We start from the raw sequence: 15,305 nt of genomic DNA, 5'->3' as shown, positions 1-15,305 counted from the left end.
ATAAAAGAAAAGAGGGCTGTGGAGATTATCCCCGCCCTATGCGACTGCCCGTCGCACAAAAAGCCTTCTCAAATGAGAAGGCCTCAGAGTGTAGACAAATCCAAAAAATCGGATTTGCCGACAGTCTTTTTTGTATAATTGAGATACCGAGATATATATGAGGTGGATAAAATGCTAACTAAAAATAAACAGATGAACCGCGACCAAATAGAAATGATTGCTATCGAACCGCTTGTTCCTGCGAACCATTTGGTTCGCAAGCTAGAAGCTGCCATCAATTTACCATTTATCTATTCACTTGTTCAAGATATGTACTCATCTGAACGAGGACGTCCGAGTATTAACCCTGTAGTATTGTTTAAGATGGCTTTTATCCAATATACCTTCGCTATTCGCTCTATGCGAAAAACCATTGTTGAGATCGAAACGAATATGGCTTATGGTTGGTTTTTGGGCTTTGGATTTTATGATATAGTACCGCATTTCTCAACCTTCGGTAAGAATTACGAACAACGTTTTTAAGACACAGATTTATTTGAACAAATTTTCTACCGTATTTTGAAGGAAGCTTGAGACAAGAAGTTGATTAGTAGCGAGCATGTATTTATCGATTCTACACATGTTAAAGCAAGTGCAAACAAGCATAAATTCGAGAAGTAGGTAGTTCGAAAGGAAACCAAAGCTTATGAAGCAAGTCTTCAAGAGGATATTAATAAAGATCGCGAAAATCACGGAAAAAAGCCATTTCCTCCTGATAAATTTGATAAAGAAGGAACCAAGGAAATTAAAGAAAGCACCACTGACCCAGAGAGTGGTTATTATTAAAGGACGAGCGCACCAAACAGTTCGCATATTCATTCCATGCAAGCGATGCTAACTTTTGCTGCCATGAATTTAAAAAAGATACCCAACTGGGCCTGGAAAAGTCCAAAAGTGGCCTAAAATTGACTCCTAGCGGGGTCGGTCTAATTTCTCAAATGCAAAAAATAACAAAAGGCATCTGAATGGGAACATTTGAATGCCTTTTGTCTACAATCTGAGCCCTTCTCGAGTGAGCAGGACTATTTTGTATGTTTACGCTCTTGTGTCACGTCAACAATTACTCTATCTTATCACTACACCATCTGGCCTTATTGTATAACCGTCAATCACAGTATCGCTTGCCATTTGAGCATAACGATAATCATCATAGAAATAATACCATGTAGATCCTATTTGTTTGAATCCCACTGCCGCTCTTCCAGATTGATCAAAATACAACCAATTTCCCTTGGTATTTCTCATCCATCCTGTTACCATCGCGCCAGTTGCATCCATATAAAATGTTTTATTTCCATATTCATATACCCACTCATCCGATGCCATATAACCACTGGAATCAAAGTGATACCATGTTCCATTTATATTTCTCCAACCAGTCTGTTTAACACCATACTCATTGAGGTAGGACCAATACGATCCATCTTTTGCCCATCCGGAGGTAAGCCATGTACCATTATCATTGAAATAATAGTAAGTACCTGAAATATAGGTCCAGCCAGTTTGCATTTCTGAATCAAGGTAATACCATGCGCCGCCTATCTGCTGCCAACCGGTTTGTCTAACGCCACTTGGGTTCATATAGTACCAGTATCCATCGACATTAACCCAGCCAGTTTTCATGGCACCGCTGGAATCAAAATAATAATCGTTTCCCCCAATATACGTGAAACCGGTCTCCATTTCATCCCAGATGTTAAAGTAATACCATTGTCCACCTATCTGCTGCCAGCCAGTTTGTCTAACGCCACTTGGGTTCATATAGTACCAGTATCCACCTGTGTTAACCCAGCCAGTCTTCATGGCACCACTGGGATCAAAATAGTAATGGTTTCCTCCAATATACCTGAAGCCAGTCTCCATTTTACCCCAGGTGTTAAAGTAATACCATGTGCCTCCAAGCAGCTGCCATCCCTCTTGAACAATACCGTCTTGATAATAGTACCAGTATCCATCCTGGAAATGCCAGCCACTGGAGGCTTGTGCCTTATTGAAATTTCCGAACATAAACAATAAAGCTACAACAAAAAGTGAAATAAAGGATTTTTTCATTATCCTGTTCTCAAACCTTTCTAGTATTATTTACCTAAAATAGTATATCAAACTATTTTTACTATGTATATCCATTTTTCACTATAATAGTAAGTAGTCAAAAAATACTAAAGATAGGTAGCCCTCTCGATTGAGCGGACTTTTTGCAATTATCTACACACTGAAGCTTCCGCACGAGTTAACTAGTTGTAGTGACCGTTGCTGTCCAAAAACTCTTTGTTTTTTTTGAATTGGACTTGGATTAATGTCGGGCCAGAAATATCCCCTAAATATTTTCTCCTATATAACTATCATAGTGACATAATAAAAATATTCCATTTTAGTATAATTATTACTGGGAATAATTATTTAGGATCAAAAATGAAATAGTCCGCTAGGCGTGGGAGTTGCATTCAGCTGAATGCAGGACTGATCGGGGAAGTAATTATTATCTAATTTTTAAGCTGTCTGGGGTGAAATAGATGATTATTAAACACCTTTTATTATTCATGCCGAGGAAAATAATTAGTGTTTCGTTTGCAAGTGTAGTATTTTCCATGTTTCTTGGTCTAGTCATGTTTGACCCGTTCCAAGAGGGAAACTTTAGCTATATAGAGGGCTTTGTCTCCTGGACACACGTTTATCTGATGTACAGCTTTCCGGTTATCTTAATTTATGGAACGATTAGTTCGTTGTTAAAGAACAAAAATCCGAGAACGGTTAAATATGCACCAATATAACCTGTAAATAAGCTCACTTTCGGCCCCCCTGAAACCCGCAATTTATTAATAATTCTTCATATACATATTCACCTCCTTGTTTTTCTGGTATATCGAACTCACACATGACGTGAACAACAGGACACGTTATATGATTTTTAATGGAAATTTCTATACATTTAAATGTGGGTTTCCAAAAAGATTAAAAATAAAGAGCAGATATCCTGTTAATCTGCTCTTCATCAATTAAATTGCTTATAATGAAAAATCAATGTGAGGATATCAGCCTTTCCCGTGGCCGGTTCCATAAATACCATCACTGCATTTAAAAATCTTAATTCCAATTAATTTTAATGGCATAAAGACTTCTCACATACCAATAGTGGCAATGTGTCTCTCCCCAATAATCGAACTACTACCAGTTTAACTTAATAAAGAACATTTCAAACAATATGTTCTATATAAGTTGAACTAAAGAATTTCCTGAATTGCGTTTGACTCCATTCTTACGCACAGCCGGTCAATGACTGTCCTGGGATTTAAATGCTCCATAAAGGCATGGATGTTTTCTCGAATTTCATCTACTGTATGGTAGAAAACATTATTTATCACATCAGCTTTCAGCCACTTCCAAAGTCCCTCCACTACATTAAGTTGAGGGCTGTATGGAGGCAAAAATATCAGCTGCAGCCTTCCTTTCATTTCCTTGAGGAAGGGTTCAAGCAATTTCGCATGATGAATCCGCGCATTGTCCAGAATCAATGCGATGTTCCCAGTCGGGTAGGCTTCGGTCACTTTTTTGAGGAACGCAAGGAATTCTACTGCTGTATATAGGTCTTCTTCCTGCCAGACGATTTCACCGGTGACATAATCAACCGTAGCCAACAGTTTTACACCCCGATGTTTGCCGGAGGTTTTTATGATTCTTTGCTTGCCTTTTTCAAACCATGTGTACTGAAGGGCCTGGTAATCACGGATCATGCTTTCATCTTCAAACAAAATATGATCAATTTCGCCGTTCTCGTATTTTTTTTACCTCAGGAAAAGTGGTTTCGACAAATTCTTTCTGCTTTTTCTCGTCAGCTGCTGCCAGTGTGTATGTCGGCTTGGTGTAACTCAGGCCCAGTCGTTTCATCATTTTTGAAACGCCAAGGATGGAGTATTCCTCTCCAAACTCACGAAGGGTGTATGCACTAATGAGTTCCAGCGTCCAGTTGAACTTGGCGGGAAACCCCGCCTCATGAGGCAGAAAATGAATAATGGCCTGTTTCAATTGTGCCTGTTGCTCCCTCGTTAACCGGGGTGGTTTTCCTGTCGAGAACTTCATAGAGAGGCCGTCCAACCCATGTTCCCGATAGGAACGGAGATACGTGGAGACTGTTTTATCTGTGCGCTTGAGAATCGCCGCGATTTGTTTGGGAGTATTCCCCATAAGATGCAGGCGGATTGCCTGGTAGCGTTCATACATGCGACGACTTTTTTCAGTTTTAATCCTAATCTCTACTTCCTGTAATTCGTCATTAGTAGATTTCATATCTCCACCGCCCAAATCATGATACATCTTTATTCGACGGACGGTGTACAAGAATCCTTTCAATTCACGAAGAAAAACTTAAGTTCAATCTATATAGATAAAAAACGACAGCTTCGGGAGGCACCTTTTATTATTTATGTTATCCTGATGGATATTGTCAGTGTCTATTTGCATCATCAACACAAACCACGCAGTGAAGGGATTGGTCTAAAGGGCTTTTTTAACAGATTGTTCACCCAATATCATGGTTCGCGTCTTTTCGTAATATGGTTCAGTTAATTGTTGGGTTGTCGTGGATCATTCAAGTGAAAATGATGTATTGGATCCTTAAAAATGATCATGTAACTTAAAAAAGCAACATGATAACGAATGTGTCCCTTGATACTCAATTAAAGCTGCTGCAATTGTTCTTTCAGTTCATTTTGGATTCTCTGTTGTTCCTCGTCAGAAACAATTTGATATGAAATTTTATTAATTGTATCCCCTGTTGCGTTGATTTGTATTTGCTGGACATTGCCGGCAGCATCTTTATAGTTTTGCTGAATATCAACCATTTCTCCAAAGGTGATATTTGTTGTAATGTTCTCTCCAAGGGCAGCAAAAATATCATCGAATTTTGTTAATGAAGAAAAGTTGGCACCCCTTTTTAAGACCGCCTGGATGATTTGTCTCTGCCTTGTCTGGCGCCCGAAGTCACCACGTGGATCATCATACCTCATTCTTGTGAACTTTAGCGCCTTTTGCCATTAAGGACAATTTCCCCTTTGGAAAAGTGTTCCCCTTCATAAGTGAATTCAAGATCATTACTTACCGTTACGCCGCCAACAGCATCAACAACATCTTTAAACCCTTCCATATTGACCTGCATGTAGTAATCAATGGGGATATCCAGAAATTTTTCTACTGTGTTCATCGCCATTTCCACACCGCCAAAAGCGTAAGCGTGGTTGATTTTATCGACTTTCCCTTTTCCGACAATTTCAGTTCGTGTGTCGCGCGGAATGCTTAGCATTTTTGTCGTTCTTGTATTTGGATTCACAGTCAGAACAATCAACGTGTCAGAGCGTCCCCGATCACCTTTCCGCTCATCCACCCCCATCATCAGAACAGAGAAGGGTTGCTGCTGTTCTAACGTAACGGGCTTTGCCCGCTTATCCGACATTTTACGTTCAATGGGATGGTGCATTTCATTAACTGCACTCGTCAAGGAATTAAAAATTGTGTATGCATAGACACCTACACCTACCATTAACAGGAGGACAATGATTCCAGCCACCCCCACCCACTTTTTCTTTTTCTTATTTCTATTTGTTCTCAATGCCTTCCCCCAAATAATTTACATATAACCCTATTAATATTATACCAAAAATTAGTAAACTTCAGGTGTGAAATTTAGAAAAAACAGTACATTTATGTGTAACTACGTCTGTGGTGATCACCACCTGCGATGTGTTTTTTCGAGTACTTGTGTCTTCCTGACGGGACTATTATGAATTCCCTTGACAGAAAAAAAGAGGACTGGTTTTAGCCCTCGTCACTCAAAGTTCTAAGTTTCCTTAAATGGTAATTTGCTTTTTGTGAAAAATGCGTTTTTAAAGAATACCTTAAACAGTCCCTAGCTAATTGCAGAAAATACTTATAACGTAACTCGTGCCATATTATCTTTACTTTGATCATTACGTTATCACCCCACGGATTATTCAGTACAATAGTACAACGTAAATGTTAAAAAACTATTACTGAACCTTTTTACTTTGTAAATTATGCTGGCCGCTTCGACCTGCGTGTTAATGCGAGGCTCGTGAATACGTTATTTCCTGGGTAAAAACCAGGCTATAATACTAATTATTGCTTGGTCCTTGTCTATTAAATATGTGCTGCCTGTCGTCCATGAAAATAACGGAACGATGTGGGTTTGAAAGACTAAAAAATGGGAATTAAATAGGTAGAAAAAATTCTGATAACAAACTAAGGGGCTATTAGTATGATAAAATCCTTTGTAATGTGTAAATACTATATGCATATTTTTCTGCAGAGGTATAATGAAGCATTGTTAGACGATGCAATTTGTGAAAAATTAAGGTCTCAGATACATGCAAAAGTGCATTATCATAAACAAAAAGCATGGTCGATTGCCAAGCAGTAATATTAAACAAACCAATGATTTTTAGGGAAACATAGGATTCGATGATGGACGTTTTGCTCAAAATCACAGATCACATAAATTTAGGCGAATGGGCGATACCTTCTTCAAGACCAAGGTATCGCCACGCGCCAACCTCGTCGCGTCCATTCTATAAAAGCCTCTATTATATTCCCCCTAGAATACAGGTACTGAAAAATATGCATACTCTCACCGAATGTTGAATTGGCTCTGGTTTGTTCTTCTTTTCCCGCTTCGCCGACAGTTTTGGAATCTTAGAATTTTAATAAATAACCTAATTAACAGCCCCAATGGTTCAACTATGTATTCTTATGCAATAACAGCCTGGCTCTTTGACAAGAAATACTTGTAAACTGTCTGAAATTACGAATTAAGAACGAGAAAGAGGATAAGCTTTATCTATGTTAAATGCATAAAAGACAACGAATTTTCAACCAAATTTAGAAAAGGATAGAAAGCCTCTGATTATTGAGCCAAGGAACAACCTGGGTTCAAATTGAGAAGTACTAGTAATCTTTTTCACAAACAATGTCTGAAGGAAACGATACACCTCTAGTTTTTGTCTTCTAATCATCTGCCTGTTTCTTTTGCTCAAGACGCATTGCAGGTACCTCTTGGAGAATACATCACACTCATAGCAGCCAAATGAAGGCAGCATGGACATCCCGCCTTAATATGAAGTTATTTTTGACTAGCATGCAACAAAACAAACAGAATAAAATAGGGAAACCACTTTCGTGGCTTCCCCCTTATCGAACCGTACGTGCCCTATTAAGGCATACGTCTTGCCCATAGTATACAATGTTTATCAAGAGAATGCGTTCAGGCATTTTGCATCTTTTGGAGTCGGTGGGGAGTATAATACTCCTCACCTTTTGCTTTTGCACGTTCAATGTTCCTTTGTAATCTTCGTTTGGCATTTTTGACATGATCATCTATGTACTGTCCTTTTGTATAGCCCCATACCCTTTATTCAGATATAGCCAATAGGATGCAATAAGGTTTATATTAAAACAAAATATGAGTTATTCCAGAGATTCTGCATCTTTTTCCCTTTCCTTGATGTACATTCAAACGGTTTTACCGAAGTAACATGATTGTTGGCATCACATCTGGGTTGATGACATAGAGCCGTAGGGTCGTTCCCCTTCCGTTCACCCGATGTTATGGTCATTGGGCTACTGCCGTACTACGAGAACGTCTGACTTCTCCACCCGTTCTTTGTCACTTCGGATTGCCTTTAGAGACTAGAACCCTGCCTGTTCGGTAAGGTGGAGATCTCACGGGGTCTTACATTTTCCTTCAAGACATGCCCTTCACCATCACGTGACAAGTCACATTTTCTCGTTCTGACTTTTGAAGAAAATGCCAGTTTTGCCTTTTCGCCTGTGGATCTCTCGATTATCGCATCTCCTTCAGACAATACCTTACGATGTTGCCCTAGATCAGGCTTCCCGAGCTAGGTGAGTCTCCTCGGCGGATGGATTCTCACCATCTGGAATTCTGTTTCTTTATCCCTCATCCAGTCGTTTCACCGCAATGGCGTCTCTGTCCTGATAAAGAAAAGGTGGGCTGTTAAATAAAACTTCTATTCCACACCCTATGTGACTGCCCCGTCACACAATAAGCAATCCCTCAGTTAGATTGCTCGGATAATATCTAATCTTGACTGTATTCTTTATTTCCGTTGTCGTCGCATTTTGTTAGTCTCAAAAGGTTCACAGTGAAAAAGCTTGATAGTGAACCTATCAGTAATCCATCCAAAAGTTTCACATATACTACTACTGCATATCATTCATAATCCTGAGTAAGATGACATATCGGACAGTTAGTTGGCTTCAAACACCCGCAACCTTCTACCAGCTCTCGTTCAGTACTCATACCTCCGCCTGGATTTCCTCCCTGTGAAGTGCCTCTAAGGAAATAACGGCACCACAGAAGCTTATTACGTGAACACCGACGTTGAAAAGGGAGGAGACATATGTACTACAAAATATTCTATTTTTCCCACATTGATAAAGAAAATTTTAGGAATTATACACTAACGTTGTCGTTTTTTATCGAGAACAAACTATTTAACCTTGTTCGTTATTACGGTAGAATATTACTAGAGTAATTTACGGGAGGTTAAATAGATGCCGCTACTTCAGATGAAAGAGATATTTACTCCTTTAAAGATTATTGGGATTCGGATTTTTAAATGCACTGATGGCTATTTATATATAAAGTTTTTGAACAGGCCGCGAAAAAGGTTCTTATCATCAAAATAGCTGCCTTCACATAATAAAAGAGCAGATCATCGTCAATCTGCTCTTTAATGGCATTCTGTTTTTAAAATGATAAGCTTAGCTTTATGCCCATGGTAATTTGCTCTAGCTTTAAGATGTGACTTTAATTGGTTACAGAGGGCGTCATCCACAAGTGCCTCATTATGTCTTTTTAGAAACATGTGGACATGATACTTTAATTTTAATAATCCTTTAAACACACTCGTAGCCTCCTTTTAGTCACATAAACCGCAGGAGCTCGTATTCGGCAGCTGGCTGACATAGTTACATTCGGTAACTTTAGTCCCTTAAGCTTTGCGTCATCATTTTTCAATGATTTTGCCATTATCGTACGATCTATGTGTTATGCAACAAAAATAACCTAAAATAGTAAATTTGTTAAGGTGCTATTTACCTATAAAAGAATATTTAATCAACAACTTAACAGTAAATACACATTTTTTTTACCCTTTTTCTGACTCACGTAAACCAATTGTACTATTACGTTTTGGCCCACTACAATAAACACAAGGCATGTAGTTACACTGATTACGCTTTTTGTATGTAACCTGGCAGAAACTCCAAACATAAAAGTGATATAACACTATAATCACCAAGAGAGACGACATATAAAACTAAGTGAACTGTGAATTTGGAAAAGAGTTTCGGAACTATAGGTTACTGTCGAACAGCGGGGGCATTCAGCATCCCTGTTTTTTTGCGACATTTTTTCCGTTTCTGGAAAAGAACCCTGAAGGTTTTTGTAGAAACTTTTGTTGTTTCATTTAGCTTTAATAGCGGTATTAAGTAACATATCAAAATTACCAATTATTATCCATTGGATTTAATATCATATTGATAAAGGGGAGTGTTTGTTGTGAAAATCAAAGCAGGAAGCTGGAGAATGTTAACTGTACGGGAAAAGCTCTTAATACTGGAGGTAGTTAGTAACCGCTTTAAGAAATAATACTGGCCAGGCTTCTAAGAACACCTGCCGGATGGCTATTCTTGCCTCTTACCCACTATATGAAAAAAGACCGGAATAAATACACCTCTTACAATAAAATATGTTTCTTGTGTATATTTCATACCCGTTTGGGCAATCATAAAGATACCAAATGTTTTTCCCCTTTTTTAGCCTCCGATATAGGTGGCTTTTTTTTTTGCATTTTTCAGCACACTCTTTTCCACTTAACAAAGAACCTAACGTGTATGCCGCTACATCATTTATTCAGAATTCAATCAGTACACAAACACCGACACAAAAAAACCCAACCCCTTGTAGCACATTAACGCACCGGGGGTCAGGCACCTGAAAATTTAATTATCCTTTTATCTCCAATAATTTTTGTCTCAGTTCGTTTTCCATTGATGCCAGTTCATGCTCGGCCTGGCGGCGCTTGTTCCGCCCTTCCTCCTGGATCCGGAGTGTTTCTTCAAGAGTGGTGATTAAGTTTTCCTGGGTTTTCTTCAATGTTTCAATATCAACGAGTCCGCGTTCATTTTCACGGGCCGTTTCAATGGTGTTCGTTTTCAACATTTCCGCGTTTTTCAATAGAAGCTCATTGGTTGTTTTTGAGACCTGTTTCTGGGCTTCAACTGCGTGGCGCTGCCTGATCAGGGTCAATGCAATCGCTACTTGGTTTTTCCAAAGCGGTATCGCCGTCATGATCGACGACTGGATTTTCTCCACGAGCGCCTGGTTTGTGTTTTGAATAAGACGGATTTGCGGGGCACTTTGAATTGTAATTTCCCTGCTTAACTTTAGGTCATATAACCTTTTATCCAGGCGGTCGGCAAATTGGATCATATCATTTACTTCCTGGAACTTCATTTGGTCGTTTGTTGCCGCGGCTGCTTTTTTCAGTTCTGGTATTGTTTTTTCATGCAATTCTTCCAACTTGAGTTCGCCGGCTGCAATATATACATTCAGTGCGTGAAAATATTCTTTGTTATTTTCATACAGCTTTTCAAGCATGGCGATATCTGATAATAGTACATTTTTGCTGCGGTCCAGCTTCACACTGATCCGGTCAATTTGGGTACCTGTTTTCTGATATTTTGACAGGACTTCCTGGATCGAACCCGATATTTTGCCAAACATCCTGGAAAATAATGATGTCTTGCCCTGCTTTAACTCATCCGGGCTCACGTCATTAAGCCTTTTCATTAAATCACTGATGATCTCCCCTACTTCCCCGATGTCCTTCTTTTGGACATGCTCGAGCATCGCATGGGAAAACGACAATAATTTGCCTTGTGCCTGAGTGCCGTAGGAAATCATCGCCTGGTGGTTTTTCGGGTCAATCTGCTGGGCCAACTGATAGGCCCTTGCCTTGTTTTCCTCCGGGATGACATCGATCAGCTTCACCGGCTTCGCATCTTGATGCTGTTGTAATGGTTGAGGAGTTATTTGGCCATTCTCCCCAAACGGGTCTGATAAAATATCATCCATAATATTGCCCGTGTTTTTTAACAAGCTTGGACCATTTTCATTCATCAATTTAACCTCCTGCTTTCATCAAGTGCATCCGACTCCCGCGGCCTGTGGATCACGTGCTCACCGATATTTATTTCAAGGTTGGTGTCCTTGTGTGTTCTTATTGAATGCCTGGGACCTGGTAGCGCATGGATGGAACTGTCTGGTGCTTTCTCAACATTAACCGGGACAGTCTTGCGATGATCGGCTACCCTTTTGATCGAATGCTTCGCAACGTCGATTTCGAAATTAAGATTTTCTATATCATCAGAAAGCATTGTGTATAAATCCTTTTCCACAGTTCGTGTCAGTTCTTCCAGAGTCCGGCGTGTATCCCGGAGCGATTGCTCTACTTCACGATGCTGTTTAAGCTGCCGGGACAGGAACACATATTTCTCAGACAATTCCAGAACTGAATCCAAATGGGAAAAATAAAACCGTTCAGCTTTATAAAACCGCTTTGGCTGCTGTTTTGTCAGCTTGTAGATTTTTTTTGTAGTGCGAATGAGATCGACTCTCTGTTTTAACGACGGGATATGCCGAATCGAAAACACCGCTCTATTTAAACGGTTCAATTTCCGCTTGGCTTCATCCAAATTGTTCTTTATATATTTGTACTCTTTCCTGGTCAGCTGATGCTTCCTTAAAAAGCGCTGTTTCATCATAAAAGAACTGAAGAAATACGTAAGAAGCCCGCTAGATACCGAAAATGCGGATGAAACCAAGATGGAATAGTCGAGAGCAAAAAAACTGGTTAACCAGACGGATACAGCTATAGGGGTGGCTGCGAATGTTCCTATAAAAAACCTTATAAACGGGTTCATTGAAATCGACTCCTGACTTAATATCCTTAATTTTTAATACGAGTGAGAAGGATCAATGTTTCATTTCGCGAACGATTTCCTTATTTATACAATACACAAAAAAGCGTAAAATTTCTACAGACCAGCACTGTAAAATATTCTAGGGCTTGAGACGTATTTCCTTCAGTTTTCATTACCTCTTCGTTGTTAATTATTGCTTATATTCAAGCTCTGTTAAAGGACTATGTTGATATTCGCTATAAGCGAACGTTTGTTCTATAATAGGTGTATAAGAAGAAAAACGGGTGGTTCGGAATGGCACTGAGGGATATTATCAAAGAGATTCAAAAACTTAACACCGCAGATCAACTGCCATTAAAAGACTTTTTCATAAAATCACTTGCCTCTTATTACACAAGTGAGCCTATCTTTAAAGAAATATCTGAACAGAAACATAAAGAAGGCTACACTTGCACACATTGCCATTCAACTAACGTTGTCCGCTTTGGGAAGTATCGAATTAAAGCAGGAACGAAAGTTATTGAACGTCAGCGGTACCGCTGCAAGGACTGTGGAAAACATTTACCGATGTAACCAATACCCCTTTACAAGGGATCTCACCTTCCCCATAAATATGGCTGGATTGTATCCATTGTATGATTGAAGGGCATTCTTTACGGAAAGCATCAGAGCTAATCGGGGTTCATCACGTCACCCTCTTCTATTGGCGGCACAAAGTTTTATCTGCCTTGAAACAGATGGATATTGACCACTTTTCTGGTATCGTTGAAATGGACGAGACCTATTTCCTGTACTCTGAAAAAGGAAAACGAAAGATAACGGGCCGCAAAGCCCGCAAACGTGGCGGTTCTTCCCAATTTCGTGGCGTCAGCAAGGAACAGGTCTGTGTCTTGGTTGCAAGAGACCGCCAAAAACAAACCTTCTCAAAAGTGTTAGGCAGGGCCGAATCGTTAAATCCAAACTTGATAAAGCAATCGGTTAAAAGGTATCCATTACGAATACCCTTTGCACAGACGCCTGTAGGGCTTTCAAAGCCTATGCAAAGGAAAAAGGAATCGAGCATTACCCTTTCAAAACTATTTAATGAGTCTTGTTCAACTAAAGGGCAGGATAGGTTAAGAAAATAAGACCTTTCTTCTATAGGGATTTTTATAAAAGAACAGATTTTAGAAAAATCCTTTAAATGTCCTTAGATAATTAATAATGGTTGGGGGAAAATATATGGATAATGAACAATTAAAGATCTTTGATGAAAATAGAAATCAGATAGGTGTTGCAACTCGTGAAGAGGTACATAGAATGGGCTATTGGCACGAAGCTTTTCATTGTTGGTTTGTTACCAAGGAAAAAGATACAGATTATGTCTACTTACAACTTCGTAGCCAAACAAAAAAAGACTATCCAGGTCTATTGGATATTACTGCTGCTGGACATATATTAGCTTATGAAACAGTTCTTGATGGTGTAAGAGAGATAAAAGAAGAAATAGGGATTGATGTTCCATTAGATAAATTAGTGCATTTAGGTGTAATTGATTACTGTGTTATTAAAGAAGATTTTATCGATAAGGAACTTGCCAATGTTTTTTTATATAAACAGAACCAAATCTTTGATGATTTTACTCTGCAACTGGAAGAAGTTTCAGGGATTGTAAAAGTTGTATTTAATGATTTTGCTGATCTTTGGTACGGAAAGAAAGAGAGCGTTAATGTTCAAGGTTTTAGATTAAATGAAGATGGAGATAAGATTTTACTTAAAGAAAAGTTTGGAAGAGAAAAATTTGTTCCTCATCAAGTTTCGTTTTATCAAACTGTCATTCAAAAAATAAAAGAAAACATCTAATATAAATGGATTAATTCAAGTATCTGTTTGGATAAAACAATTTATAGGCTAATACTCGTATTCTTTCCATTGATTATAACGGTAATGCTTACCTTGATTTTTAATAGGTATGTTCCAAATTTAAAATATATATTTTTTATACTCCTTTTTTTCGCAACTCTCTATTTTTTCATAAAGTTACAAGATAGTCCTCATAGTATGGAGGGCGTTGGACGAGTTTCTTTTGGGGAGTAACTGCTTTTGGGGTTGGAGTTATCAACCTTTTAATTACTAAATTATTTATAAAATAGCTCTTCTTAAAGTAACAGGTGCTTGATCCAGAAAGGATTAACCGCCTTTTTAGTCGAATTCCTTATTGAACAAACGATACAGAAGAGTTTAATAAGGATCAAATTGTTGGTGAGTTTTTTTGTGGGCTTTTCTCTCTTATGAGAAAGCCCTTTTTATGTTTAAGTAAAAACCAATGATAATCAGTAAATATATATTGAATATCAATAATTTTTGTAATAATATGGTTGTAAATAAAAAGAATGGGGTGCCTAATGAAACGAGGAACAATAACCTTTTTAAAATCAGCTGTGTGTATTATTGCCATTGTAATTTTAAGCTTATGTATCTTTGCATTACCTTCACTTGCTGGATATACAGCAAGTATGTATCCAGAGTTTGCATTTTTAAAATATCCGGTTCTAATAGGGTTGTACTTTTCAGCGATACCATTTTTCTTCGCTTTGTACCAGTCATACAATCTCTTAGAAGTTATAAAGAACAAAAAAGCATTTTCAGAATTAGGCGTTATGCCGCTAAGATATATTATGGTTTGTGCAATCACAATATCGGTACTATATGTAATAGGAATTTTTATAATGGCTGTCTTGAACGCTTTGCATCCTGGCATAGCCATTATAGGTATTACAATAATATTTGCAAGTCTAATTATTGCGTACTTTTCGGCTGTTCTACAGCATTTGTTAAGTAGTGCGATTGAATTAAAATCAGAAAATGAATTGACTATCTAAGGTGGTAAAATGGCTATTATAATTAATATTGATGTAATGCTAGCTAGAAGAAAAATGAGTGTTACCGAACTTTCGAAGAAGGTGGGAATAACAATGTCTAATCTTTCAATTTTGAAAAATGGAAGAGCAAAAGCCATTAGATTCTCAACTTTAGAAGGAATTTGCGAGGCTTTAAATTGTCAACCTGGTGATATTCTAGGATATATGAATGAAGAGACAAATTCATAAAGGTTTTTTGAAGTTTTACACTAAATTACGGGGCTAATTTTAGTATCAATAATGGACCGGCTGCTCAATACTCTTATTGAAAAAAGGGGCAGCATTCCTGTAATAGATGAAAAATGGATAAGTTTGTGAACTAATGTACCTAAACATAAGGGTACTTTA

The 15,305-nt window shown here is 38.3% G+C and carries 7 protein-coding genes, 3 pseudogenes and 1 riboswitch; of the genes and pseudogenes, 5 read left to right on the top strand and 5 right to left on the bottom strand.

Annotated features, from left to right (window positions below):
* Window positions 1-171 precede the first annotated feature (171 nt).
* Window positions 172-869: pseudogene (locus CVD19_RS13265) on the top strand (transposase); the annotation flags it as partial.
* Window positions 870-1,104: 235 nt separating this feature from the next.
* On the opposite strand, the gene CVD19_RS13260 reads toward CVD19_RS13265, so the two are convergent.
* The 5 genes and pseudogenes from CVD19_RS13260 to CVD19_RS13235 all read right to left on the bottom strand — a co-directional run bounded on the left by CVD19_RS13260 (window position 1,105) and on the right by CVD19_RS13235 (window position 12,057).
* Window positions 1,105-2,091, bottom strand: a complete 987-nt coding sequence (locus tag CVD19_RS13260; RefSeq protein WP_101582333.1) for a hypothetical protein — start codon at window positions 2,089-2,091, stop codon at window positions 1,105-1,107.
* 1,169 nt (window positions 2,092-3,260) lie between these two features.
* A protein-coding gene (locus CVD19_RS13250; protein WP_257985127.1) for an IS630 family transposase occupies window positions 3,261-4,323 on the bottom strand; the annotation gives its coding sequence in 2 pieces (ribosomal slippage) (window positions 3,261-3,812 and window positions 3,814-4,323; 1,062 coding nt in all).
* A 389-nt stretch (window positions 4,324-4,712) separates the two neighbouring features.
* Window positions 4,713-5,641: pseudogene (gene tagU / locus CVD19_RS13245) on the bottom strand (polyisoprenyl-teichoic acid--peptidoglycan teichoic acid transferase TagU).
* 3,377 nt (window positions 5,642-9,018) lie between these two features.
* Window positions 9,019-9,108: riboswitch (cyclic di-GMP riboswitch) on the bottom strand.
* Between the two features lie 970 nt (window positions 9,109-10,078).
* Window positions 10,079-11,254: a toxic anion resistance protein gene (locus CVD19_RS13240; RefSeq protein ID WP_101582331.1), complete on the bottom strand. Its 1,176-nt coding sequence runs from the start codon at window positions 11,252-11,254 to the stop codon at window positions 10,079-10,081.
* Window positions 11,254-12,057, bottom strand: a complete 804-nt coding sequence (locus tag CVD19_RS13235; RefSeq protein ID WP_101582330.1) for a 5-bromo-4-chloroindolyl phosphate hydrolysis family protein — start codon at window positions 12,055-12,057, stop codon at window positions 11,254-11,256. The genes CVD19_RS13240 and CVD19_RS13235 overlap by 1 nt, the downstream gene beginning before the upstream one ends.
* A gap of 294 nt (window positions 12,058-12,351) precedes the next feature.
* On the opposite strand from CVD19_RS13235, the pseudogene CVD19_RS13230 reads away from it, so the two are divergent.
* The 4 genes and pseudogenes from CVD19_RS13230 to CVD19_RS13215 form a co-directional block, all read left to right on the top strand.
* Window positions 12,352-13,135 (top strand): annotated as a pseudogene (locus tag CVD19_RS13230) (IS1595 family transposase); the annotation flags it as partial.
* A 143-nt stretch (window positions 13,136-13,278) separates the two neighbouring features.
* Window positions 13,279-13,899: an NUDIX hydrolase gene (locus CVD19_RS13225; RefSeq protein WP_101582329.1), complete on the top strand. Its 621-nt coding sequence runs from the start codon at window positions 13,279-13,281 to the stop codon at window positions 13,897-13,899.
* A gap of 530 nt (window positions 13,900-14,429) precedes the next feature.
* Window positions 14,430-14,918, top strand: a complete 489-nt coding sequence (locus tag CVD19_RS13220) for a DUF2975 domain-containing protein (protein ID WP_308314871.1) — start codon at window positions 14,430-14,432, stop codon at window positions 14,916-14,918.
* A gap of 9 nt (window positions 14,919-14,927) precedes the next feature.
* The gene (locus tag CVD19_RS13215) at window positions 14,928-15,146 is read left to right on the top strand and encodes a helix-turn-helix domain-containing protein (RefSeq protein ID WP_101582327.1); all 219 of its coding nucleotides are present in this window, start codon (window positions 14,928-14,930) and stop codon (window positions 15,144-15,146) included.
* Window positions 15,147-15,305: the final 159 nt, after the last annotated feature.

This window comes from Bacillus sp. T33-2 (genome assembly GCF_002860205.1).
In the GTDB taxonomy this organism is placed as follows: Bacteria; Bacillota; Bacilli; order Bacillales; family Cytobacillaceae; genus T33-2.
Note: the sequence above shows the minus strand (reverse complement) of the source record. Positions and strands in the feature narration are given on the sequence as shown.

Excerpts from the sequence above, each read along its gene's own strand:
- CVD19_RS13235 (WP_101582330.1), bottom strand. The coding sequence starts at position 12,057 with ATGAACCCGTTTATAAGGTTTTTTATAGGAACATTCGCAGCCACCCCT.
- CVD19_RS13225 (WP_101582329.1), top strand. The coding sequence starts at position 13,279 with ATGGATAATGAACAATTAAAGATCTTTGATGAAAATAGAAATCAGATA.
- CVD19_RS13240 (WP_101582331.1), bottom strand. The coding sequence starts at position 11,254 with ATGAATGAAAATGGTCCAAGCTTGTTAAAAAACACGGGCAATATTATG.
- CVD19_RS13260 (WP_101582333.1), bottom strand. The coding sequence starts at position 2,091 with ATGAAAAAATCCTTTATTTCACTTTTTGTTGTAGCTTTATTGTTTATG.
- CVD19_RS13220 (WP_308314871.1), top strand. The coding sequence starts at position 14,430 with ATGGGGTGCCTAATGAAACGAGGAACAATAACCTTTTTAAAATCAGCT.
- CVD19_RS13215 (WP_101582327.1), top strand. The coding sequence starts at position 14,928 with ATGGCTATTATAATTAATATTGATGTAATGCTAGCTAGAAGAAAAATG.